The organism is Pilosibacter sp. YYHA0881 (assembly GCF_051602715.1).
GTDB classification, from domain to species: Bacteria; Bacillota; Clostridia; order Lachnospirales; family Lachnospiraceae; genus Alitiscatomonas; species Alitiscatomonas aceti.
Map to the genome: position 1 here is coordinate 357043 of NZ_CP175657.1, position 25079 is coordinate 382121.

General features: G+C 52.7%; 19 protein-coding genes, 1 pseudogene and 1 other annotated feature. Of the genes and pseudogenes, 13 read left to right on the top strand and 7 right to left on the bottom strand.

Translation table 11 applies throughout. The features are described from left to right. Positions 1-9: 9 nt before the first annotated feature. The 4 genes from ACI6NM_RS01735 (at position 10) to ACI6NM_RS01750 (ending at position 6747) form a co-directional block, all read left to right on the top strand. Positions 10-1377: an SAF domain-containing protein gene (locus ACI6NM_RS01735; protein WP_022274643.1), complete on the top strand. Its 1368-nt coding sequence runs from the start codon at positions 10-12 to the stop codon at positions 1375-1377. Positions 1378-1653: 276 nt separating this feature from the next. Then, the gene (locus ACI6NM_RS01740) at positions 1654-2748 is read left to right on the top strand and encodes a threonine synthase (protein WP_262427655.1); all 1095 of its coding nucleotides are present in this window, start codon (positions 1654-1656) and stop codon (positions 2746-2748) included. Positions 2749-3313: 565 nt separating this feature from the next. Then, positions 3314-5419, top strand: coding sequence for an elongation factor G (locus ACI6NM_RS01745; RefSeq protein ID WP_262427656.1), 2106 nt, complete (start codon positions 3314-3316; stop codon positions 5417-5419). Between the two features lie 146 nt (positions 5420-5565). Then, positions 5566-6747: an amidohydrolase gene (locus ACI6NM_RS01750; RefSeq protein ID WP_438501015.1), complete on the top strand. Its 1182-nt coding sequence runs from the start codon at positions 5566-5568 to the stop codon at positions 6745-6747. A 19-nt stretch (positions 6748-6766) separates the two neighbouring features. On the opposite strand, the gene ACI6NM_RS01755 is transcribed toward ACI6NM_RS01750, so the two are convergent. Together ACI6NM_RS01755 and ACI6NM_RS01760 are read right to left on the bottom strand one after the other, a co-directional pair. After that, positions 6767-7525 carry a sulfite exporter TauE/SafE family protein gene (locus ACI6NM_RS01755; RefSeq protein WP_262427483.1) on the bottom strand — a complete coding sequence of 253 codons (759 nt, stop codon included), beginning with the start codon at positions 7523-7525 and terminating at the stop codon, positions 6767-6769. Positions 7526-7867: 342 nt separating this feature from the next. Continuing rightward, a pseudogene (locus tag ACI6NM_RS01760) lies at positions 7868-8424 on the bottom strand (HD domain-containing protein). Positions 8425-8601: 177 nt separating this feature from the next. Continuing rightward, positions 8602-8837: a binding site (T-box leader), on the top strand. A 102-nt stretch (positions 8838-8939) separates the two neighbouring features. On the opposite strand from ACI6NM_RS01760, the gene leuS reads away from it, so the two are divergent. From leuS to ACI6NM_RS01775, 3 genes are all read left to right on the top strand, one after another. Continuing rightward, positions 8940-11351, top strand: coding sequence for a leucine--tRNA ligase (gene leuS, locus ACI6NM_RS01765; protein ID WP_022274650.1), 2412 nt, complete (start codon positions 8940-8942; stop codon positions 11349-11351). Positions 11352-11526: 175 nt separating this feature from the next. Beyond that, entirely contained in the window at positions 11527-12426 is a 900-nt protein-coding gene (locus tag ACI6NM_RS01770) for a MurR/RpiR family transcriptional regulator (protein WP_262427484.1), read from the top strand. Positions 12427-12526: 100 nt separating this feature from the next. Beyond that, entirely contained in the window at positions 12527-13366 is an 840-nt protein-coding gene (locus tag ACI6NM_RS01775; RefSeq protein WP_262427485.1) for a hypothetical protein, read from the top strand. Positions 13367-13481: 115 nt separating this feature from the next. Here the strand turns inward: ACI6NM_RS01775 and ACI6NM_RS01780 are convergent, their stop codons facing one another. Both ACI6NM_RS01780 and ACI6NM_RS01785 read right to left on the bottom strand, forming a co-directional pair. Further along, positions 13482-13772, bottom strand: coding sequence for a hypothetical protein (locus ACI6NM_RS01780; protein ID WP_262427486.1), 291 nt, complete (start codon positions 13770-13772; stop codon positions 13482-13484). A gap of 14 nt (positions 13773-13786) precedes the next feature. Continuing rightward, the gene (locus tag ACI6NM_RS01785) at positions 13787-14224 is read right to left on the bottom strand and encodes a hypothetical protein (protein ID WP_022274654.1); all 438 of its coding nucleotides are present in this window, start codon (positions 14222-14224) and stop codon (positions 13787-13789) included. A 122-nt stretch (positions 14225-14346) separates the two neighbouring features. On the opposite strand from ACI6NM_RS01785, the gene ACI6NM_RS01790 reads away from it, so the two are divergent. Further along, positions 14347-14520 (top strand): hypothetical protein, encoded by a 174-nt coding sequence (locus ACI6NM_RS01790; RefSeq protein ID WP_022274655.1) that lies wholly within the window; start codon positions 14347-14349, stop codon positions 14518-14520. Between the two features lie 56 nt (positions 14521-14576). Here the strand turns inward: ACI6NM_RS01790 and ACI6NM_RS01795 are convergent, their stop codons facing one another. Then, a complete protein-coding gene (locus tag ACI6NM_RS01795; RefSeq protein ID WP_022274656.1) occupies positions 14577-14837 on the bottom strand; it encodes a hypothetical protein in 261 nt (86 codons plus the stop codon). A 174-nt stretch (positions 14838-15011) separates the two neighbouring features. Here ACI6NM_RS01795 and ACI6NM_RS01800 point away from each other — a divergent pair, with 174 nt between their 5' ends. After that, positions 15012-16190 (top strand): alanyl-tRNA editing protein, encoded by a 1179-nt coding sequence (locus tag ACI6NM_RS01800; RefSeq protein WP_022274657.1) that lies wholly within the window; start codon positions 15012-15014, stop codon positions 16188-16190. On the opposite strand, the gene ACI6NM_RS01805 is transcribed toward ACI6NM_RS01800, so the two are convergent. After that, positions 16165-16407: a hypothetical protein gene (locus ACI6NM_RS01805; protein ID WP_022274658.1), complete on the bottom strand. Its 243-nt coding sequence runs from the start codon at positions 16405-16407 to the stop codon at positions 16165-16167. The genes ACI6NM_RS01800 and ACI6NM_RS01805 overlap by 26 nt on opposite strands. Before the next feature lie 179 nt (positions 16408-16586). On the opposite strand from ACI6NM_RS01805, the gene ACI6NM_RS01810 reads away from it, so the two are divergent. Beyond that, the gene (locus ACI6NM_RS01810) at positions 16587-17627 is read left to right on the top strand and encodes a P1 family peptidase (protein WP_022274659.1); all 1041 of its coding nucleotides are present in this window, start codon (positions 16587-16589) and stop codon (positions 17625-17627) included. A gap of 3 nt (positions 17628-17630) precedes the next feature. After that, positions 17631-18140, top strand: coding sequence for a precorrin-2 dehydrogenase/sirohydrochlorin ferrochelatase family protein (locus tag ACI6NM_RS01815; RefSeq protein ID WP_022274660.1), 510 nt, complete (start codon positions 17631-17633; stop codon positions 18138-18140). Between the two features lie 9 nt (positions 18141-18149). On the opposite strand, the gene ACI6NM_RS01820 is transcribed toward ACI6NM_RS01815, so the two are convergent. Beyond that, a complete protein-coding gene (locus tag ACI6NM_RS01820; RefSeq protein ID WP_262428088.1) occupies positions 18150-19001 on the bottom strand; it encodes a PHP domain-containing protein in 852 nt (283 codons plus the stop codon). A gap of 185 nt (positions 19002-19186) precedes the next feature. Between ACI6NM_RS01820 and ACI6NM_RS01825 the strand changes: the two genes are divergently transcribed. Further along, positions 19187-21055 (top strand): VanW family protein, encoded by a 1869-nt coding sequence (locus ACI6NM_RS01825; protein ID WP_262428087.1) that lies wholly within the window; start codon positions 19187-19189, stop codon positions 21053-21055. 328 nt (positions 21056-21383) lie between these two features. After that, positions 21384-24923: a pyruvate:ferredoxin (flavodoxin) oxidoreductase gene (nifJ, locus tag ACI6NM_RS01830; protein WP_262428086.1), complete on the top strand. Its 3540-nt coding sequence runs from the start codon at positions 21384-21386 to the stop codon at positions 24921-24923. Positions 24924-25079: the final 156 nt, after the last annotated feature.

Consider the following 25079-nt stretch of genomic DNA (forward strand, 5'->3'; position numbering starts at 1 on the left):
GCAGAATCTATGGATTATACAAATCTTCTCAATGACAGATCAGGAAGGGTGTCCCGGGTGGGAGTAGTGGGAGCCACCAAGGGCTATGGGTACACGCTGCTGGCCCAGATCCCCACAGTGGCCCACATGAAGCTTCGGGTCATTTGTTCCAGACATACGGATGAATGCCTGGAGGTACTGAAGGAGATCGGCTACGATGAGGCTGGGATCACGGTGTGCAATAGCCTGGAGGATATCAAGGCAGCATCTGAGGATGCCATTCTTATTGTGGATGATTACCGTCTGGTGACGGAATGCGGGATCACGGCATTGGTGGAGTGCACCGGCAATACGGCAGTCAGCTCCGACGCGGCCTTAAGGGCGCTGAGGAAAGGGATCAACGTGTATATGGTCTCCAAGGAGACAGACAGTGTCTGCGGTCCTGTACTGAACCAGACCGCAGAGGAGAACCATGCGGTGTATGCCCTGGTAAACGGGGATCAGCCGAGAAATCTCCTGGACCTTTATTCCTGGGCGAGGCTTCTGGGCCTGGAGGTGATCGCTGCCGGCAAATCCAGCGAATATGATATGGTATGGGACCGGGAGACAGGGACCTTCCAATATCTGGACGGAAACAGCGGACCGGAGGAGCTTCCGGAGCTTTTGGACTGCTGGAGCTATAAGGGGACCGAAACCCTGGAGGCCAGGAAAAAGCTGCTGGGCAAATATGCAGAGGTGATCTCTGCAGATCTTTGTGAGATGAACCTGGTGTCCAATATCACAGGACTGGTCCCGGCGTCTCCATTCTTAAGCTACCCCATGGCCAGGGTCAGTGAGCTGGCCGATATTTTTATTCCCAAAGAGGACGGCGGGATCCTGGATAAGACCGGAGTGGTGGATGTGTTCTATAATCTCCGGGAAAAGAATGAGGCAAGCTTCTGCGGCGGTGAATTCGTCATCGTCCGCTGTGAGAATAAAAAAATGTGGGAGATCTTAAAGGGAAAGGGCCATGTGATGAGCCGGAATGGGAAATACTGCTGTATCTACCACCCCTATCATTATATGGGGCTGGAGACCCCGGTTTCGATCCTGGAGGGAGATCTCATGGGGATCGGCACCCACAGTGAATGCCGTCAGGTATCGGTGCTTGCCGGCGTCGCCCAGAGGGATATCCCGGCAGGGACGGTACTCACAGTCCATGGCCATCACCATGAAATCGATGGCCTGACACCGGAGCTTCTGGAACGGGCAGCTGTGGGAAGCGCGGCACCGTTTTATCTTTTAAACGGAGCGGTACTCCTGCAGGATGTGAAGGCAGGGGAGCCGGTGACTCTGAATGACGTAGATCTCTCTGGCCTGGAAACGTACAGGCTGTACGCGGAGGGACTGAAATTATAAAACAATAGAAACCTCCTATTATACAACCTCTTATTTTTGTATCAGCCTCCGGCCGCCCCAGCCGGAGGCTTTTTTAGATAGAAAATCCAGAAACTGCCTGGCTCATGCCCTGGAGACTGTCGCTGTGAGCCGGTCTATTGACAGGTTTTCATACGGGATGTAAGATAAGATAAATTGCAGAGGTGTGAAGAAAAGAATCGGATATGGTATGAACCGGGCGGATGCAGCCATCCGGCAGATGGATGAGCTCCGCGCCAGGAAAGAGGAGGAATAAGTATGGATTATATCTGTTCTAAATGCGGAAAAAAAGTATCTGTTTCCACCCGCCAGGCCAGATGCAGCTGCGGGGGACTCTGGAAGCTGGATTTTACTCCACCTCCCTTTAGGCCGGACGGCATTGACAAAAGCCAGTGGAGCCAGTTCCGCTACCGGAAATACATGGCTCTGGAGGACGAAAGCTGGAGGGAGCTGACCCTGGGAGAGGGTATGACTCCGGTGGTCCGCATGGACGGGAACGTTCTTTTAAAAATGGACTACATGATGCCCACCCTTTCCTATAAGGACCGGGGGGCGGCCGTTCTGATGGCCCATTGTAAGGCGGCGGGAGTGGACTATGTGGTCCAGGACAGCAGCGGCAACGCAGGAAACAGCATTGCCGCCTATGCGTCCAGGGCCGGGATCCCCTGTGAGATCTTTGTGCCCCAGGGAACTTCTCCTAAAAAGATCGCCATGATCCGGGCCCACGGAGCCGTATGTACGGTGGTGCCCGGAAACCGAGACCACTGTGCCGCCGTGTGCAGGGAAAAGGCCGACCGGGAAGGGCTGTACTACGCCAATCATGTATACAATCCATTTTTCTATGAGGGGACAAAGACGTATATCTACGAGGTCATGGAGCAGCTGGGGAGGATCCCGGAACATCTGGTGATCCCCGTGGGAAACGGTACGCTTTTCCTGGGGGCTGTAAAGGCCCTGGAGCATCTGCTGGAAAGTGGAGCCATTGTCTCCATGCCCCGGATCCTGGCGGTCCAGAGCGAAAAATGCGATCCCTTATTAAAGGCGGCCCAGGAGGGCAGCCGGGAGCCCGCCAGGGTATCTCCGGAGCCCACACTGGCCGAGGGCATTGCCATTGGAGTTCCTATGCGGGGAGAAGAGATCCTGGAGTACGCTTATAAATATCATGTCCAGTTCATCCATGCTCCGGAGGAGAAGATCCTGGAGGCCAGGGAGATCCTGGCCGGAAAGGGGATCTATTGTGAACACACCACTGCAGCCAATTACGCGGCCTACCTGGAATTCTGCCGCCAAAACGGAGAGACCAGAGACTGCCTGATCACCATGTGCGGAGCGGGGCTGAAATCCGATCATTAAGGGAGCTGTCCCAGGGAAAGGACGTGCCCCGGCCGGTTGGAATGCAAAAATAGGAGATAGAAAAACAGAGAGCCAGCCACTTAAAAATGGCGGACTCTCTGTTTTTGTAACTATTTCAGATACTGCATCAGTTCTGAGAGGGTATCAATCGTCATCGCGGTCGTCATCGTCATCGACCTCATACTACCAGCCGCTGGAATCCTGTTTCCATTCATCCGCAGAGGCAGAAAAGGGTAACGCGGCGGCCGCGGTCATGGCAGCCAGTAAAGAGATCAAAAGTTTTTTTCTCATCATTTCAGTGCCCTCCTGTCGTTTTTCTGATCGGTGAGTGGAGTATAATGGATGGAGATATGAAATGAATCAAGGATATGTAAAAACAGAGTAAAATCTGGAGTCCATGACAGCATATCTTCCATCAGCACGATGTTTTAGAAAAATATTTTGTGCACTTTGCATATTTTACTTGTAATATTGCATGAATTTTGGTAGAATATCCTCATAGGTTTGGAGATAAAAATGAAATTGTCCGAAAACCAACGACTAAAACAGTACGGGAGGAATGAATATGGACGTTTATGGAACAAAACAGATCCGCAATGTTGTACTTTTAGGCCACGGTGGCGCCGGAAAGTCCACAGTCGCTGAAGCACTGGCTTATCTGACCGGCGTGACCAAGAGAATGGGAAAAGTCTCTGACGGAAATACCATCAGTGATTACGATAAAGAAGAAATTAAAAGACAGTTCTCGATCTCTACAACCATGGTCCCCATTGAATACCAGGGCGCAGAAGGCAAGGTTAAGATCAACCTCCTGGATACTCCCGGATATTTCGACTTTGTGGGTGAAGTGGAAGAGGCTGTCAGCGTTGCAGACGCAGCTATTATCGTTGTAAACTGCAAGGCAGGGATTGAAGTAGGTACAGAAAAGGCGTGGGAGTTATGTGAAGAGTACCGCCTCCCCAGGATCATTTTCGTGACCAATATGGATGATGATCATGCATCCTTCCGTGAACTGATCTTAAAGCTGGAAAAACAGTTTGGAAGAAAGATCGCCCCGTTCCAGGTGCCGATCCGTGAAAATGAAAAATTCGTCGGCTTCGTAAACGCTGTTAAGATGGAAGGCAGACGGTTTACGAACCTGTCCGACTATGAGGAATGTGAGATTCCCGAATATACGAAGAAAAACTTAGGGATCATCCGCGACGCCCTGATCGAGGCTGTTGCCGAGACCAGCGAGGAATATATGGAGCGCTACTTCTCCGGCGAGGAATTTACCCAGGATGAGATCTATACTGCCGTACAGACCAACGTCTGCCAGGGCAATATCGTTCCTGTTATGATGGGCTCCGGTATCAACTGCCAGGGCTTCCACGCTCTGTTGAATGCCATTGACCGCTACTTCCCGTCTCCGGATGAGGCTGGCGAGTGCATCGGCGTGGACGTTTCCAACGGAGAGCGTTTTACAGCTAAATATAACGACGAAGTCTCCCTTTCTGCAAAGGTATTTAAGACCGTGGTGGATCCCTTCATTGGCAAATATTCCCTGATGAAGATCTGTACTGGTGTCTTAAAGCCTGACAGTACGATCTATAACGTCAATAAGGACGCAGAAGAAAAGATCGCCAAGGTTTATGTTTTAAGGGGCAAGGAAGTGATCGAGGTCCCGGAATTAAAAGCCGGAGATATCGGAGCGGTTGCCAAGCTGGCCGTTACCCAGACCGGCGACACCATCGCCCTGCGGACGGCCCCCATCGTTTACCATAAGCCGAAGATCTCCACACCGTATACGTATATGCGCTATACAGCAAAAACAAAGGGAGACGAGGACAAGATCTCCAGCGCCCTGTCAAAGCTTATGGAAGAGGATCTGACCTTACGGGCTGTCAACGATGCGGAGAACCGCCAGAGCCTCCTTTACGGCATTGGGGACCAGCAACTGGAGGTAGTTGTAAGCAAGCTTCTGAGCCGTTATAAGGTAGAAGTGGAGCTTTCCAAACCGAAATTTGCGTTCCGCGAGACCATCCGTAAAAAGGTAGAGGCTCCCGGAAGATATAAAAAGCAGTCCGGCGGTCACGGTCAGTTTGGCGATGTTAAAATGTCCTTTGAGCCCTCCGGCGATCTGGAGACACCGTATGTATTCGAGGAAAAGGTATTCGGCGGCGCAGTTCCCAAGAACTACTTCCCGGCAGTGGAAAAAGGCGTTCAGGAATGCTGCGTGAAGGGCCCGCTGGCCGCATATCCGGTGGTCGGCATCAAGGCTACTCTTCTGGACGGCTCCTACCATCCGGTGGACTCCTCTGAAATGGCCTTTAAGATGGCTGCGACCCTGGCCTTCAAGAAGGGCTTTATGGAAGCTGGTCCGGTGCTTTTAGAGCCCATCGCCTCCTTAAAGGTCGTGGTTCCGGATAAGTATACCGGCGACGTTATGGGAGACTTGAACCGCAGAAGAGGCCGTGTTCTGGGAATGAACTCCTTACACGGAGGAAAGCAGGAGATCGTAGCGGACGTGCCTGTATCGGAGCTTTATGGCTATAATACAGATCTCCGTTCCATGACCGGCGGTATCGGCGTTTATTCTTACGAATTCAGCCGTTATGAGCAGGCTCCTGGCGATGTCCAGAAAAAGGAAGTGGAAGCAAGGGCTGCAAGCCTTGATTCTTCCGAATCCTAAGATACGGAAATAAGCGGTCCCCTTCCCGGGTTTCGGAAAATTTCAGAAATCCTGGGGAGGGGACTTTTGCAGTACGGTCCCGGCAGATGCCCGCCAAGGCTGGGAACGCATATACTGGAGCAGACGGACACGAAAAGGAGAAAAATATGTGGGAAATTTGTAAAGATTTACAGGATGAGATCGTAACCATGCGCAGGGACCTGCACCAGATCCCGGAGATCGGGGGAGACCTGCCGGAGACCAAGGCATACGTAATGAAGAAGCTGACAGAAATGGGGATCCCATTTACTGAAAATAAAAGCGACAGCGGCCTTATGGCTGAGATCCGGGGAGGAAAGCCGGGAAAGACCATTGCCCTCCGGGCCGATATGGACGCCCTGCCCATCCAGGAGGCCAATGAGGTGGAATATATCTCCCGGCATGAGGGGATCATGCACGCCTGCGGCCATGATGCCCATACGGCCATGCTCCTGGGGGCAGCCAGGGTATTGAGTGAAAATAAGGAACGGATCCCAGGCACAGTCCGCCTTTTATTCCAGACCGATGAGGAGGGCTCCAGAGGAGCGGAGCGCACCATAAAGGAAGGCGGGATCCAGGGGGCGGACGCAGTGTTCGGCACCCATATCGGGACCATACTTTCTAAAGACATTCCGTCGGGAACCATGGTATGCACGCCGGGCTGCTGTATGGCGTCCTTCGATAAATTCGTGATCCGGGTAAAGGGAAACGGCTGTCATGGCTCCACACCGGAAAAGGGCGTGGACCCCATCAATATCGCTTCCCATATTGTGATTAATCTCCAGGAGATCGTTGCCAGGGAGATCGCGGCCACGAAGCCGGCAGTGCTGACCATCGGCCATATGGAGGCCGGGTTCGCATACAATGTGATCCCATCGGAAGCTCTGATCGAGGGGACCATCCGCGCTCTGGAGGAGGACGTCCGCCAGGAACTGGCCAGACGGATCAAAGAGGTGGCGGAGGCCACGGCCAGGACCTTCCGCGGTGAAGTGGAGTATGAGATGATCTGGGGAGCTCCGCCGGTGATCAGTGATCCAGAGATGGCGGCTCTGGCAGCAGACTGTGCAAGAGAGGTGGTCGGGGAGAGCCGCGTCATCGACCGTGTGGACGCGCCCAACATGGGAGGCGAGGACTTTGCCTATTTCCTCAACCAGGTGCCGGGAGCCTTCATGTTCTTAAGCTCCTCCAACCCGGAAAAGCACACCGACGTCCCCCATCATAACCCCAGGTTCAATGTGGACGAGGATGTGCTCTGGATCGGATCGGCCATGTTTGTAAAGATCGCGGAAAGATTTCTGGAAATGGAATAAAGGAACAGAGGCTGCTGCCTTATTTGCCCAGCAGCAGCTTTACGATCAGCACCACCACCACGCAGATCATCACAGGCCGGATGATCTTTGCTCCGTTTTTCACGGCAAAGTCTGCGCCGATGTAATTTCCCAGGACGTTGCATACGGCGCAGGGAATGCCGATGGCAAAGGGAACGTTTCCAGAAAGGATGTAGCTGATGAGGGCGGTATAGTTGGAGACGATCAGGACCATCTTTGCATTCCCGGAGCTGGTGCGGATATCATAGTGGAACAGGAATGTAAAGAGCAGCATGGCGATGGTGCCGCCGCCGGGACCGTAAAGGCTGTCGTAAAGGCCGATGGTCATGCCAGTGATCAGGGCCATGAGAATGTTCCGGGCCGTCAGAGACTGCTCCTTTGCCGTATAGCTCCAGGCGTTTTTCACGAAGATCACCAGAACGGCGGTCAGGGGCAGCAGTACCATGAGCATGGACCGGATCTGGGCGTCGGTGAGGTAAAAAATGATCCGGGTGCCTAAAAAGGAGCAGAGGAACGAGGAAACGGCGCTGACGGCTGTGATCTTAAGATCCAGACAGCCGCTTTTAAAGTATTTATATGCGGCGGCGGTGCTTCCGAAGGCACATTGGAACTTATTGCATCCATATACGTAATACATGGGCATTCCGCACATCATATAAGCCGGCATGGCAATGAGTCCGCCGCCTCCGGCGATGGAGTCGATGAATCCGGCGACAAACAGCATGGGACAGAGCCAGATCAGATTGTGAACGTATTCCATAGCAGTAAAAATCCCCCTTGTGGTTTTGTTTTTTATCATTTGTGCCTTACCATCATAAACTGGTTCATGGAAATAGTCAAATGATTTTAGATCCATCACCGGACCGGGCTTTTGGGGGAGCAGCCTGGGACCGGAAGGAAAGGAGGCTGAAGGCGTGAGCAAAGGACAAAAGAGGATGGCCGCGATCTTTCTGTGTATCATGGGGATCGTGGGGACGCTGATGGCCTTGAAGCGGTAGGGGCTCCCGGAGGGACCGGAACAATAAAGCACCTTCCTCCGCCGCTATGACGAAGGGAGGTGCTTTTCTGCACGGACAGTCCGATAAAATGGAATTGTCAGTTTTTATTTATTAATCTTATTAATAGTATCCACTCTAATGGCGTTCCTTAGATCAGATAAATATTTTGAAAAGTCCACTTTGTCATCTGCATAAGTTAAATTCAATGTGAATTCGTTTTCAGACCATGTTGATATATCAGATAAATTATGTTGAATCAATGCTTCTAAGCTATCTATTGCCTTGTATATTTTTGATTCAATCGATTGCCTTTCTTCCATTTCTTTATACAGTGTTTTCATTTCCACTTGAGTAGCTTCTGGTAATGATTCAACCCATTCATTAAGCAAATTTTCTTCTGTACATTCATGCTCTTTTGTTTTCATGAAAGCGGGAATATCTCCTGTAAAGCATTCTCCCAAATCGTGAATGATGCACATTTGAATTACTTTATTCATGTCGGCATTTGGGAATTCGTTCTTCATAAAAAAGCAATTACAGTCATCATCCAACTATGTTCTGCCACACTTTCATGTCTTCCTTTTGATGTGTAACAATGTCTGGTTGTATCTTTCAATCTTTCTGCAATAATTAATGCATTTAATAATTCTCTTACTTCCATGTTTCCCTCCCATACAAACTCTGGTTTATTGTCCAACCTTACTTTACCATATTTGTATGCCTCCCTCAATATACAGTGAGATCGGCAAAGCTGGGAGCCATCCGTACAAAAGCAGGCAGGGGCAATGGATTCCGGCACTTGACAGAAAAACCGAAATATGATACATTAAATTCCAGTTCAAAAACTTAGAAGAGGAGCAGTAGGGACGGAATGGGATCCAGAGAGCCGCTGGGTGGTGCGAAGCGGTTTCCGTGAAATTCTGAACTCGCCTCGGAGTTGCATGCTGAAGGGGATTTTTAGTCTCTGGGTAGGCAGAGCCGGTCCGACCGTTACCAGGAAATGAGTGCGTGAAAGCCCAGGGCCTTCACGAAATAGAGTGGTACCGCGTGTGAATCAAGCCCCACGTCTCTATGAATGGATAGAGACCTGGGGCATTTTTGTTTCACTGGGAAGTTCCGTTCCCGGCGAGGCATATACACTGGTGATCCGTACCAAAGGAAATGGAGGAAATCGTCATGGCACAGTACAACCATGCCGCCATTGAGAAAAAATGGCGGGAAAACTGGGAAAAGAATCCCATCAACGTAAACGATGGAAAAAAAGAAAAATATTACTGCCTGGATATGTTCCCGTATCCGTCCGGCAGCGGCCTTCACGTTGGCCATTGGAGAGGCTATGTGATCTCTGATGTGTGGAGCCGTTACCAGCTTTTAAAAGGAAAATATGTGATCCATCCCATGGGCTGGGATGCCTTCGGCCTTCCGGCTGAAAACTACGCCATTAAAATGGGCGTGCATCCGGCCAAATCCACAGCCGCCAATGTGGCCAACATCAAGCGCCAGATCGGTGAGATCGCAGCCATCTATGACTGGGATATGGAGGTCAATACCACAGATCCGGCCTTCTATAAATGGACCCAGTGGATCTTTGTCCAGATGTTCAAAAAGGGTCTGGCTTATGAAAAGGAATTCCCCATCAACTGGTGTCCGTCCTGTAAGACCGGTCTGGCCAACGAGGAAGTGGTCAACGGCTGCTGCGAGCGCTGCGGAACTCCGGTGACGAAAAAGAACCTGCGTCAGTGGATGCTTAAGATCACGGCCTACGCAGACCGGCTGTTAAACGATCTGGACAAGCTGGACTGGCCGGAAAAGGTTAAAAAGATGCAGACCGAGTGGATCGGAAAATCCTACGGCGCAGAGGTGGAATTCCCTGTGGAAGGCCGGGATGAGAAGATCACAGTCTACACCACACGCCCGGATACCTTACACGGGGCTACCTTCATGGTTCTGGCTCCGGAGCATAAGCTGGCAAAGGACCTGGCTACTGACGAGACCCGGGAGGCCGTTGAAAAATATATTTTCGATGCTTCCATGAAATCCAACGTGGACCGTCTCCAGGATAAGGAAAAGACCGGCGTGTTCACAGGAACCTACGCCATCAACCCCTTAAACGGCGCAAAGGTCCCCATCTGGCTGTCTGATTATGTGCTGGCCGATTACGGTACCGGCGCCATCATGTGCGTACCGGCCCACGACGACCGTGACTTTGAATTTGCAAAGAAATTCAATATCCCGATCATCCAGGTCATCGCCAAGGACGGAAAAGAGATCGAAAATATGACCGAGGCCTATACGGAAGCCTCTGGTACCATGATCAATTCCGGCGACTGGAACGGCATGGAGTCCTCTGTCCTTAAAAAAGAGGCGCCGGTGATGATCGAGAAAATGGGCATCGGAAGAAAGACTGTCAACTATAAGCTCCGTGACTGGGTATTCTCCCGGCAGCGTTACTGGGGAGAGCCGATCCCCATCATCCACTGCCCCAAGTGCGGCAACGTTCCGGTTCCCGAGGACCAGCTTCCGCTGACACTGCCCGAGGTGGACAGCTACCAGCCCACAGGCACCGGGGAATCTCCTCTGGCAGCCATCGACTGGTGGGTCAACACCACATGTCCCTGCTGCGGCGGTCCGGCCAAGAGAGAGACCAACACCATGCCCCAGTGGGCCGGTTCCTCCTGGTATTTCTTACGGTATGTGGACAGCAAAAACGATAAGGAGCTGGTATCCAGGGAGAAGGCAGACAAGTATCTTCCGGTGGATATGTACATCGGCGGCGTAGAGCATGCGGTGCTCCATCTGCTTTACTCCAGGTTCTACACCAAGTTCCTGTATGACATCGGCGTGGTGGATTTTGACGAGCCCTTTAAAAAGCTGTTCAACCAGGGCATGATCACCGGAAAGAACGGCATCAAGATGAGTAAATCCAAGGGCAATGTGGTATCTCCGGACGATCTGGTCAGAGACTACGGCTGCGATGCGCTGAGAATGTACGAGCTGTTCGTGGGTCCGCCGGAATTAGACGCCGAGTGGGATGACCGCGGCATCGAGGGCGTTTCCAAGTTCTTAAAGCGTTTCTACAACCTGGTCCTTGACAATAAGGACAAGGATGTGAAGGAAACAAAGGAGATGCTGAAGCTGCGCCATAAGCTGGTCTACGATATTGAGACCCGGTTTAACCAGTTCAGCTTAAATACAGTGATCTCCGGCTTTATGGAGTACAACAACAAGCTTTCCGAGCTGGCAAAGAAAGAGGGCGGAATCGACAAGGAGACCTTAAAGACCTTCGTGATCCTGCTGGCTCCCTTTGCTCCCCACCTGGGCGAGGAGCTGTGGAGAGAGCTTGGCGGCACAGACAGCGTATTTCATGCCACATGGCCGGAATGCGACGAGGAGGCCATGAAGGACGATGAGATCGAGATCGCTGTCCAGATCAATGGAAAGACCAGAGGCGTGATCATGGTTCCCGCCGAGATCTCCAAAGAGGAGGCCATCGCGGCAGGAAAAGAGGCTGTGAAGGATAAGCTCACAGGCACCATTGTGAAAGAGATATACGTTCCCAGAAAGATCGTAAACATTGTGCAGAAATAATTAAAAAGCATAAAGAGGGGCTGCTGCAGAATCCTTTTGCAGCGGCCTCTTTGCGTCTGTCCATGGAGGTTTATATTTTCTTATGCATAACAGGGAAAATGTTACAAAAATGCTGGACTTTTTGTTAAGAAATTGTGTATAATGATTACAAAACAGAAAGATGCGAGGATGACCCATGAGTTTTTTGGAGGCGGTAAATGAGAAATACGGGGAACTGAGCCCGGTACAGAAGCGGATCGCAGATTATATGTATAAATATCCCGATGAGGCCTGCTTTTATTCGCTGCGGGAAATGGCAAACGCCCTGGGGGTCACAGAGGTGACGGTCCTCAGGTTTGCGAGAAAGCTTGGCTTTGACAGCTATGTGGATATGAAAAAGAATCTGCGGGACCATCTCCAGGCCAGGCTCCTGGGAAACGAGACTCTGAGATCTGCCAGTGCCCACAGCATGACGGGAACCAGGGAGCTGGATCATGAAGCCATGTTTAAGGAATTTGTGGCCAACGAGCTTCAGGTGCTTAAAAATACATATTCCCAGTGCGGGCTGGAGCAGGTGCTGACGGCAGTATCCCTGATCCGCCAGGCCGGCACGGTCTATGCCATTGGAAACGAGCTGGCAGCAGTGGGGACGGCGTATCTGACCCGGAGGCTCATGACCATTGGGATCCGGGTGGAGGATCTGGGGTCCCAGAGCCGCGCGCTCTACATCGATCACCTGATCCATGCAGGCCCGGAGGATGTGGCAGTGATCTTCAGTAACCCAGGGTACGCAAAGCATGTGGTGAATACAGTAAAATATCTCAATGAGAAGCGGGTGCCCCAGATCGTGATCACCGATAAGATCTCATCGCCGGTGGCTGCCTATGCAACGGTGGTGCTCACCTATGATAACCATGACCTCTATTATTACAACTCGGTCCTGGGTTTTTTCTCGCTGACCAATCTGATCGCATATTTTACAGCTGTCGGCAGCCCGGAGGATACCACCCGGCTGCGGAACCAGATCCTGGAGGCCCGGGAGAGCATCGGTACCATCTCCATGTATAAGGATTCCAGGGGAAGAGATGGAAAATAAGGCTGTTTAAAATGTGGCAATTTTGTGGTAGACAGGATTTGACAGTGACATTTCGTGGAAAGTATGGTAATATGGTCGGGATGGGAGGAGATTTTTATTTATGCATAAGCGTTTATATACATCACTTACAGCCGTGACAGCCCTGGTTTTATCTGTGGTCCTCATGGTCCCTGCTTTCGGTGCGGTGAAGGAGCAGGCAGTGGACACGATCCTTCTGGAGCCGGAGACTCTCTGGGAGGATGAGGTGCCGGTGGATCTTTCCTGGAAGACCCAGCAGGATAAGGGCCGCTGGATCGACGAGATGGGCATTGCAGGCGATTCCAAAAGCCTGATCCTGGTGATCAATAACCTGGAGATGGAGAGCAGTGAGGAGATCCCTGTACAGACCCGGAACGGGAAAAGGGCCCAGTCCTCCAGCCGTGAGCTGGCTGGGAATTCCCGCCTCTTCTATTATTCCAGATGTGCGGACGGAGGCTGGAGAGAGGTTTTTGCCGTCAACTGCTATATTTCCGGAGGCTCTGGAGAGGACGAGGATATTTACGGCGTATACCGGCTGGACAGTGCCTTTGGCCTGGAAAGCGATCCGGGAAGCCTGGTTTCCTACCGCCAGTTAAGCCAGAAGGATTACTGGATCACAGATCCGGAGGATGAAGATTTTGGAGCCATTTATACGGCCGGGGAGGAAGGTCCCGGAACGAAGGAGGCCGTCCGCCTGGGTGAAATGAAGGCCTTTTCCAATTATGGGATGATCCTGAAGCCGGAGACAGAGGGAGACGCTTATCCGGCTCTGGTGGTGAACTGCCAGCAGGCCAGCACCGAGGACGATACCTTTTCCGGTATCCAGCTTTCCCAGTCCCATGTGCGTATGCTGATCCAGTCCATCGACCAGGACACCCGGATCATGATCGCCGGAGAGGTGGAGGATCTGGAGGGAATGTGATCCGGCAGGGCGCGGCCCTGGACAACGGTTAAACAGGATATTTATAAAATGATACTGATAAGGGGATGCTGCGGAACAGGATTATACAGCCTGTTTCCGCGGCACCCCCTTTTTGTTATGCACCGGGTCTGTTTTTCTGTATCCGTCCTGCAAGCTTTCGGACGGCTTCTGCTTTTTTCCGTTCCTCGCCGGACATGCCTTCCATCAGGATCTGGATCAGCAGCTCCTGTTCTTCTGCGGAAAAGGATACGTGTTCCCTGGCGGCTTTCTGGCCTGCAGACAGGAAGGCCGCCATTTTCTGATCGCCGGGAGCTGCCTCCAGCTCCTTTGCCAGGGACTGGAGGGCCGAAAGCCTGCCCGGGTCCATATGCTTTAATCTTGGATCATTTTCAAATGCTCTGCTCATAAAACCTCCTTATATTAAACCTGTCCCAGAGTCTGCATCATGAGCTGGACCGTTTCCAGCCTGGACTGGGTATCCGGCGGAAGAAGGGAGATCAGCTGGTCCATGGAAAAAGGGCTGCGGCCTCCGGCCCCGTTCCTGCTGCCCTTAAAGGATGCCGCGTTCACCAGAAGATCGATGATCTCCTGCTCGCCGGGACCGGCGTAGGGCTTTACGGCTGCCAGCATATCAGCTGGAGATGTATGGCCCTTCTCCAGGGAACAGACACTCATCATTCCGTCTCCGTTCTCATTGAAAAATTCCATGGTCCGCACCAGCTCCCTCCATTTGATGAACATGGACAGGGCCCGCTGCTGTGAGATCTCCATGTAGGGGATGGCAGCCTTCAGCATCTGCATGCGGCGGTCCCCGATGGCATAGTCCAGATCGGTCAGCATTAAATCTTTTTCATTCATTGGCAAGCCTCCTTTTACTGGTGAAAATATATGCGGCCGGAAGGGAGAAAATGACAGGAAACCGGAAGTCTGGCACGGGATCGGGGATCGGGGAATAGTATGGATAGACAGGAGGGGATCATATGTCATACAGACTTGTTATAGATGGAAACAGCGTTTACGAGATCGATGAAGACTTTGAGCGGTACAGGGAAAACCGGATGGGAGGCGGAAATGGAAAACGATCCAGGAAGCCGGAGGAAAAGGCGCAGAAGAGGGTGGACCGGGAAGACGAAGGAAAAACCGGATCCCGGTGAACGGACAGAAAAAGGCGGGCAGGACCAGCGCCCGCCCGCCTTTTGGATCTTACGGATCAGCAGCAGAAGAAGCCGCCGCCGTTTCCCCAGCCGCCGCAGCAGCAGAGAAGCAGGATGATCCAGATGCAGCTGTTGTCAAAGCCGCATCCGCAGCTGCCGCCGCATCCACAGTTATTTCCACATCCGCTATGTCCGCCGCAGCAGCAGAGAAGGATCAGGATCCAGAGAATGTTGCTGTTGCTCCCGCATCCACATCCGCAGGCCGTATTGTTGGTGTCGCATCCGCATCCGCAATTTGTAGCTGCTAAATCACTCATGTTTTAAGTCCTCCAGAGGATTATTTGTTTACACTCCTATGATATGTGGGCCTGCTTGTCATAGTTCCCTGTAATTTTGAAAATCCAGGAAAATTTGCCCGGCGTTATAATTGAGAAAGAAGGGAGGACATGATATAATGGAAACTGGTTAAACTGAACGAGGAGGCAATTCCAATGAACAAGCTGTATTATGATTCTGCGTATATAAAGGAATTTGAAGCCCAGGTCCTTTCCTGCCAGGAGGGGAAAAAGGGATGGGAGATCACCCTCTCTGCCACGGCGTTTTACCCGGAGGGCGGCGGCCAGCCAGCGGATACAGGGCTCCTGGGAAATGTCCGGGTAACGGATGTCCATGAAAAGGACGGCCAGGTGGTCCACTATACGGACGGCCCGCTGCCTGTGGGCGAGATGGTCAGAGGCGTCATCGACTGGGACCGGAGATTCCAGCATATGCAGGAGCACTCTGGAGAGCACCTGGTATCCGGCCTGATCCACCAGCGGTTCGGCTATGACAACGTGGGCTTTCATATGGGGACCGATGAGGTGACCATCGATTTCAACGGAGTTCTGGAGTGGGGGGATCTGATGGCCATTGAAGAAAAGGCCAATGGAATGATCTGGGAGAATCTGGAGATATCCGCTGTATATCCGGAAAAGGATGAGCTGGACGCCATGGAATACAGGAGCAAAAAGGAGCTGACCGGGGCGGTGCGGATCGTGTCTATTCCGGGAGGCGACGTCTGTGCCTGCTGCGGCACCCATGTGGAGCGCACCGGTGAGATCGGACTGGTGAAGTTCCTTTCCATGATCCACTATAAGGGAGGTGTCCGTATTTCTCTTCTCTGCGGAAAACGGGCCGTGGAGGATTATGAGAGGAAACGGGACCAGGTCCAGAAGATCTCTGTACTGCTGTCAGCCCGGCCTGGTGAGATCTCCAGAGCTGTGGAGAAGCTTAAGGATGAAGAGGCAAAGCTCCAGGAAAAACTTGTGGCAGCCTATGACAAGCTTATTGCCAGTGAGGTAAGGGATATAAAAGAAGGGGATGGGGATATTTTTATTCTGGAACCGGATTTTGAGGCCATCCAGCTCAGACATCTGGTAAACCGGCTGCTGGAGGAAAAGAAAGGAAGGACCGTCCTGGCCCTGGGAGGAGCCGCAGAGGGCAGCTTCCTCTATGTACTGGGGAGCCGGGACGGCGATATGCGCCGGCTCTCCAGAGAGCTTAACGGGCTCTTAAACGGAAGAGGAGGGGGAAGCGCACAAATGGCCCAGGGCACGTTCTTCGCGACAAAGGACCAGCTCCAGGCCATCTTAAAAGAGAAAGGATTTATGAGCCCTGTACCATGTAATTGATCAGGCGCTCCGAATCGGAGAGTGTATGCGTGGTAATATCAAGCTCCCGGATGTTTCCATTGGAAAAAACAGTAGCCATGGAAAAATACTGGCTCAGCCGGGATTTCAGGTTTACGGAACCTCCTTCCGGAAGGCTTAATTCAACGGCACCGTCACACTGGTTGATCACGTGGAAAAATGCGTCCAGGTTGGAGATGTTCTTCAGCTTTAATTTCATAAGTCATTGCCTCCTGTTGGAAAGTCTGTGGTTTGTGTTAATCATTTAACATACTTTATTGTACCAGAGTGGGCGCCAGATGGCAATGGATGAAATAGATAAAAATTTAACAATATCAGAAGGAAAATTTATTAAAAATAGAATGAACCGGTCAACGGGAAAAGGAGAGTATAGGAAAAATGAAAAAAAGGATCCGGGACTATGGAATCAGAATTGGAGATCACCCTGCGGGAGCTTTAAATAAGCTGACAGACGTGCCAGGAGTACGGGTGGGTCACTATACGGTGGACACAGAGGAACATAAAACGGGGGTAACGGTGATCCTTCCCTGTGAGGAGAATATCTTTGCCTCCAGGCTGACGGCAGCGGCCTTTGTCCATAACGGCTTTGGAAAGACCGCCGGCATCCCCCAGATCGAGGAGCTGGGCACCCTGGAATCGCCCATTGCCCTGACCAATACCCTGAACGTGGGAAAGGTCCATGACGCGCTGGTGGATTATATGGTGGAGCAGTGTGAAAGGGACGGCGTGGAGCTCACCTCCATGAATCCAGTGGTGGGCGAGTGCAACGACGCCAGTCTCAATAAGATCACAGAGCGGGTCATCGGGATCCCGGAGGTGCGCGCCGCCATCGACGGCGCATGCAGGGATTTTGAAGAGGGCGACGTGGGAGCCGGAAAGGGAACCACCTGCTTTGGGATGAAGGGCGGCATCGGCAGCGCCTCCCGTCTGGTGGAGCTGGATGGAAAAACGTATGTGGTCGGCGTGCTGGTCCAGTCTAATTTTGGAAAGACGAAGCATTTTGTCCTGGATGGAAAGCCCATGGGAGAACTGCTCAGTGGGAAGATCGAGGAAGCCAGAAAGGATGAGGGGTCTATCATGATGGTGGTGGGAACGGATCTTCCTGTATCCGACCGTCAGTTAAAGCGGATCATCCGGCGTGCCGGTGTGGGCCTTTCCCGATGCGGTTCTTTCATGGGCCATGGAAGCGGGGATATCATGCTGGGCTTCTCCACGGGAAATGTATATAGGAAGGAAGAGGACCGGGCCGTGATCCCGGCGGCGGTGATGAACGAGGCCATGCTGGATGATGTGTTCGAGGCGGCGGCAGAGGCCACTGAGGAGGCAGTGCTGAATTCCCTGGCGGCAGCCCATACGGTCACAGGTTATAAAGGGAATACCCGGTACAGTCTGACGGACCTGTATCTGAAGGATCTGTAAGCAATGGCGTATTTTCCTTTATTCATCGACCTTTGGGGCCAGGAGATCCTGGTGGTGGGCGGCGGCCCCATTGCTGCCCGGCGGATCCGGGTCTTAAGGGAATTTGGCTGCCGGATCCTGGCAGTGGCTCCGGAGGCTGTAACAGACATAAAAGAAATGGAGAAGGAAATGCCGGAGACTGTGCGGTGGCTCCAGGGAACGTATGAGGAGACCGATCCTCTGGGAATGGATGGCCGTCCCCTGACCCGCCCCCTTTTCGTTCTGGCGGCCGCAGGAGCCGGAGTCAATAAAACGGTGGTGCGGGACTGCCGTCTCCTGGGGATCCCGGTCAACGATGCATCAGAAAAGGAAAACTGCAGCTTTTATTTTCCGGGGATCGCAAAGCATGGGGAGGCTGTGGCGGGAGTCATTTCCGGCGGCGAAGACCACCGGCTGGCAGCCGTTCTTTCAGAGGCCGTCCGAAAGGCCGTGGATGCGGTCATGGAGAATATGGACCAGGAGGGCCCGGCTTAGGCCGGGCTTTTACTGTCCAAGAAACATGGCAAGCTTCAGGGCGTCCAGATATTCCGCCGGGACCTGGAGATTCCCCCGTCCGCTTCCGATCCGGATATCGGGCTTGGCCGCCCCGTGGAAGTCGGAGCCGCCGGTGGGAAGAAGGCTGTACCGGTCTGCCATCCGGCAGAGCTTGCTGCTCTCCTCTGCGTAATTGGAGGAGTGCCAGCATTCCATGCCGCCCAGGCCCAGTTCCTTCAAATTCCGCACCAGCTCCTCGGTCTGCATCCAGCCCAGCCTGTAAAGGCAGGGATGGGCCAGGACCGGAAAACCTCCTGCGTTCCGGATGGCCTGGATGGCTTCTGCTGGCGTGATGATCTCTCGTTTTCTGTAATAAGGCCGGTCCGGATCCAGGTATTTTTTAAAGGCCTGGTCCACAGAGGAGACGCACCCTTTTTTAACCAGGGCCCTGGCAAAGTGCGCCCGGGTGACCACTGTGTCCGGATTTTCCATGACCAGGTCCTCCATAGTAATAGGAAAGCCGTCCTTCTGGAAGGCGGCCAGCATGAGCTGGTTGCGGCTGTTTCTTTTTATTTCCGCCTGATCCAGAAAATCCAGGAAGGCTTTATCTGTATGGTCAATATACAGCCCCAGGATATGGATCTCTTTTTCTTTATACAGACAGGAGAGCTCCACGCCGGGAACCACCTCCAACGGGAAATCGCCGGCGGCCGCCAGGGCCTCTCCGACACCGGAAACGGTATCATGGTCCGTTAAGGCGATGGCGGTCAGTCCTGCCTCACGGGCCAGGGCCGTCACCTCTGCCGGCGTAAAGGAGCCGTCGGAGGCAGTGGAGTGGACGTGCAGATCGATCAGTTTCAATGGGATCCCTTCTTTCAAAATTTATGTAACAATAGTGTAACATAAATTATTGAAACTGTGAAAGAAATTTAAGAATTCTGTTATTCCATTTTTCGCTATTTGTGTTATACTAGTACTCGCATGATTCTGACATGTAGAGAAAACAGCGCCCCAAAAGCGTCAGGGGCCTTTGAAGGTGTGAAGAAATGAGCGATTTGAACAGAAACAGAACGTCCCGGGGAACAGGAAAAAGCTCTCAGAGCCGGGCAGGGTCTTCGGGAAACCGGGGCCGCAGCTCCTCCAGACAGAGTAACGCTGACCGTATCCTGGCGGTCCAGAATGCCAGAAATCTGGGAAGCGGCCGGGGTACGTCCTCAAATAAGAGGCGGGGCAGACGTCGCCGCCAGGGACCAGATGCTGCAAAGATCCTTCTTATACTGATCGGGATCATTATCCTGATCCTCTGTGTGGCCGTGGGAGTCCGTAGCTGCTCCAAAACGGACGGTACGGAAACCTCCGCAGAAGAGACCTCCTCAGAGCCGGAGACTGAGCTGGAAGCAGAGATCACTGTCAACGGTGTTTCTGTCCATGGGATGACGAAAACGGCTGCAGTGGAAAAGGTCCTGGAATCCATGGACTGGCAGATGAAGGTGGTCTGTGGGGAAAAGGAGCAGGCCCTGGAGAACCTTTTAAAAGAAAACGTGGAGAAGGTGGTGGATGAGGCCTTTAAAAAGGGCGAGTCCGCAGATTATGAGATTCCCACCGACGGCCTGGAAGAAGCGGCAGCAGCCCAGGCGGCATCTCTGGCCGGAGCCTGGAATGTAAAGGCGAAGAACGGCTCAATTTCCGCATTCGATGCGGCCAGTGGGAAGTTTACCTTTGCTGAGGGAGAGAACGGGAAGGCTGTCAACGAAGAAAAACTGAAAAATGACATCGTGGCCCGCACCGCAGCGGGAGAGTATGACGCAGTGATCACTGCGGAGGTGGAGGAAACGGCTCCGGAGATCACCGCAGCTCAGGCCAGGGAAAATTTCCAGAAGCTGGGTACATATACTACCACCACCACTGCCAATAAGGACAGGAATGAAAACGTCCGTCTGGCAGCAGCTGCCTTAAATGGAAAGATCATCCAGCCGGGTGAGGAGTTTTCCTTTAACCTGACCACTGGAAACCGGACCACAGATAAGGGCTACCGGCCGGCAGGCGCATACGTCAACGGCGTCCTGGTGGAGGAGCCGGGCGGCGGTGTGTGCCAGGTTTCATCCACCCTGTATAATGCAGTGGTATTTTCCGGACTGAAGACCACCGAGCGCCATGCCCACAGCTATGAGCCTTCCTATGTGACTCCCGGCGAGGACGCCATGGTAAGCTATGACGGCCATTCCGGCCCGGATATGAAATTTGTGAATAATTCGAAAACGGCAGTGGGCATCAAGACCAGCTTCTCAGACCGGAAGCTGACCATCTCCATTTATGGGAATCCGATCCTGGAGGAGGGCGTGACCCTGTCCATGAAATCAGAAAAGGTGAAGGAGCTGGATCCTCCGGCACCCACCTATGAAGAGGACCCCACCCTTCAGCCAGGTGTGGAGGTGGAGGCCAAGGCGGCCACTCCCGGAAGCCGCTGGGTGACCAACCTGATCACTAAAAAGAACGGCGAAGTGATCAGCGACGAGTTTTTCCATAACAGCACGTATAATGGAAAGCCCGCCACCATCAAACGGAATACCTCTGGAAGCGTGGCAGCTCCGGAAGGCGAGAGTTCTTCAGAGAGCAGCACAGCAGGAGAGAGCCAGTCTTCTTCCGCAGGATCCCAGGAGACGGGAAGCCAGACCGGCCCCACCGCAGCCCAGGGCTCATCGGAGCCGGCTGCCCAGAATGCAGGTCCCGGCGATGTGATCGAACCCTCCACAGAGAATAACAGCCCCAGCGGGAACGCAGGCCCCGGCGGCAGCGATGGTCCCGGAGGAGACAGCCAGGTGGGCCCGGGCTTTGAGGACACATCGGCAGCCCCGGATACGGCGGAACCGGGTGGACCATCCGATATGGGCTTCATTGCCCCCAGAGAAGATTGATAAAAACGGCATGGCCGGCGGAAAACGAAAACGCCTGGCTGTGCCGTTTTCTGCTTTCCGTTTATAAGGGTACCGCTGGGCAGGGAGCAGGATGGGGACCTGGAAGAGTGAGTGGGCAAATTCCACGATACGGAATCGTTCCCGGAAGGCGGAAAACAGAGGCGCAAAAGCGATATTGTTCGTAATAAAATACCTAAAACAGGCATTTTTGCATTTGCATTTTATCGGGAAATTGCTATAATAGGATACAGGTAGTCTTATGTCCATAAGGCGATACTGATAAATAAATAATATTTTATTTATACATTTTATAGGAGGAAAATCAACTATGGCAAGAAAAATGAAAACCATGGATGGTAACCATGCAGCAGCTCATGCTTCCTATGCATTTACCGATGTTGCAGCCATCTACCCGATCACACCTTCTTCCCCAATGGCTGAGGCGACAGATGAGTGGTCTACCGATGGAAGAACAAATATGTTCGGACAGCCGGTGCAGATCACTGAGATGCAGTCCGAGGCCGGCGCAGCAGGTGCCGTACACGGCTCCCTGGCAGCAGGCGCTTTAACAACAACTTATACCGCTTCCCAGGGTCTTCTTCTGATGATCCCGGATCTGTATAAGATCGCCGGTGAGCAGCTTCCGGGCGTATTCAACGTATCTGCCCGTGCCGTTGCTACCCACGCATTAAACATCTTCGGCGACCATTCCGACGTTTACGCATGCCGTCAGACAGGCTGTGCAATGCTTTGTGAATCCAGCGTACAGGAGGTTATGGACTTAACGCCGGTTGCTCATCTTGCAGCCATCAAGGGCAAGGTTCCGTTCATCAACTTCTTTGACGGTTTCCGTACCTCCCACGAGATCCAGAAGATCGAGACATGGGATTATGAGGATCTGAAGGAAATGGCTGATCTGGATGCCATCGACGAGTTCCGCGCACACGCTCTGAACCCGAACCATCCGTGTCAGAGAGGTTCCGCCCAGAACCCGGATATTTTCTTCCAGGCAAGAGAGGCCTGCAACCCGTACTACGACGCTCTTCCGGCCATCGTTCAGGAATACATGGATAAGGTGAACGCTAAGATCGGTACCGATTACAAGCTGTTCAACTACTACGGCGCAGCTGACGCTGAGCATGTGATCGTTTCCATGGGTTCCGTAAACGATACCATCGAGGAGACCATCGATTACCTGATGGCCCAGGGCAAGAAGGTCGGCGTTGTAAAGGTACGTCTGTACAGACCGTTCTGCACAGAGGCTTTCATCGCAGCGATCCCGGAGACTGTAAAGCAGATCTCTGTTCTTGACAGAACAAAGGAGCCGGGTTCCATCGGCGAGCCGTTATACCTGGACGTTGTTGCTGCCTTAAAGCATACAAAATTTGACGCAGTTCCGATCTACACCGGCCGTTACGGTTTAGGCTCCAAGGATACCACACCGGCCCAGATCGTTGCTGTTTATGAGAATACAGCGAAGAAGAGATTCACCATCGGCATCAACGACGATGTGACAAACCTCTCCTTAGAGTTAGGCGCTCCGCTTGTTACCACACCGGCAGGAACCACCAACTGTAAGTTCTGGGGTCTTGGCGCCGACGGTACCGTAGGTGCAAACAAGAACTCCATCAAGATCATCGGCGACAACACCGATATGTACGCTCAGGCATACTTTGATTATGACTCCAAGAAGTCCGGCGGTGTTACCATGTCCCACTTACGTTTCGGACATACACCGATCAAATCCACTTACCTGATCCGTAAGGCTGACTTCGTTGCATGCCACAACCCGGCATACATCAGAAAGTACAACATGGTACAGGAGCTGGTTGACGGCGGTACATTCCTTCTTAACTGCCCGTGGGATATGGACGGTCTTGAGAAGCACTTACCGGGCCAGGTTAAAAAGTTCATCGCTGACCACAACATCAAATTCTACACCATCGACGGTGTGAAGCTTGGTATTGAGACAGGCATGGGCCCGACACGTATCAACACGATCCTTCAGTCCGCGTTCTTTGAGCTGACAAAGATCATCCCGGCTGACAAGGCCAACGAGTTAATGAAGGCTGCTGCAAAGGCAACCTACGGCCGTAAGGGCGAGGACATCGTTATGAAGAACTGGGCTGCCATCGACGCAGGCGCCAAGGGACTTCACGAGGTCCAGGTTCCGGAAAGCTGGAAGAACTGTGAGGACGAAGGTCTTGACATGGTTCACGCCACAGAGGGAAGAGAAGACGTTGTTGAGTTCGTAAATACCGTACAGGCTGCAGTAAACGCCCAGGAAGGAAACAACCTTCCGGTATCCGCGTTCAAGAATTACGTTGACGGTTCCACACCGTCCGGTTCTTCCGCATACGAGAAGCGCGGTATCGCAGTAAACGTTCCGGTATGGAATCCGGACAACTGTATCCAGTGTAACTTCTGTTCCTATGTCTGCCCGCACGCAGTTATCCGTCCGGTCGTAATGACTGAGGAAGAGGCTGCCAACGCTCCGGAAGGAACAAAGATGATCCCCATGACCGGTATGCCGCAGTACAAGTTTGCTATGACCATCTCCGCTCTCGACTGTACCGGATGCGGTTCCTGTGCAAACGTATGTCCGGGCAAGAAGGGTGAAAAGGCTCTTACAATGGCAAGCCTGGAAGAGAACCTGGGTCAGCAGGAAGTGTTCAATTACGGCCAGAAGCTTGACATCAAGCAGGACGTGATCGATAAATTCAAAGAGACGACCGTTAAGGGCAGCCAGTTCAAGCAGCCGCTCCTTGAGTTCTCCGGCGCATGCGCAGGCTGTGGTGAGCCTCCGTACGCAAAACTGATCACCCAGTTATTCGGTGACAGAATGTATATCGCCAACGCAACCGGATGTACCTCCATCTGGGGCAACTCCTCCCCGTCCACACCTTACACCGCCAACAAGGCAGGCAAGGGACCGGCATGGGATAACTCCTTATTCGAGGATAACGCTGAGTTCGGTTACGGTATGTTACTGGCCCAGAACGCGATCCGTGACGGCTTAAAGACAAAGGTTGAATCCATCGTTGCCAGCGCTGAGGCTTCCGAGGAAGCAAAGGCAGCCTGCCAGGAATGGTTAGATACCTTCTCCGTAGGCGCATTAAACGGCGCTGCAACAGATAAGATGGTTGCGGTTCTTTCCGGCTGTGACTGCCCGACCTGCAAGGAGATCGTTAAGAACAAAGACTTCTTAGCGAAGAAGTCCCAGTGGATCTTCGGCGGCGACGGATGGGCATATGATATCGGCTTCAACGGCGTGGACCACGTTCTTGCCAGCGGAAAAGATATCAACATCATGGTATTCAACACAGAGGTTTACTCCAACACAGGCGGACAGTCCTCCAAGGCTACTCCCACCGGCGCTGTTGCGCAGTTCGCAGCAGGCGGTAAAGAGGTTAAGCAGAAAGATCTGGCAGCCATTGCAATGAGCTACGGCTACGTATACGTTGCACAGATCTCCATGGGCGCAGATATGAACCAGACCATTAAGGCTATCGCTGAGGCTGAGGCATATCCGGGACCGTCCCTGATCATCGCTTACGCTCCGTGTATCAACCATGGTATCAAGAAGGGTATGGCAAAGGCCCAGACAGAGGAGAAGCTGGCTGTTCAGTCTGGTTACTGGAACATCTTCCGTTACAACCCGGCTGCAGAGAAGAAGTTCACTCTGGACTGCAAGCCCGCTACCGTATCCTATCAGGACTTCATCGGCGGCGAGGTTCGTTATACCTCTCTTGCACTGAAGAATCCGGAGAGAGCAAAGACTCTGTTCGCACAGGCTGAGCAGAATGCCAAGGATAAATACGCACATCTGGAGAAGCTGGTCGCTCTTTACGACGACAGCGAAAAATAAGAAGCGTTTCGTGAGAGACACTTCACTGCCCGGACGCAGCAAAGGGGAGTCTGGGTCTCCCGTTTAAATGGGAATCGTTAGAAATTCGTAAGAAATTTGACCCGGTATCGTCATTGACGGTACCGGGTCTTTTTATTATACTAAGTGTATTAAGAA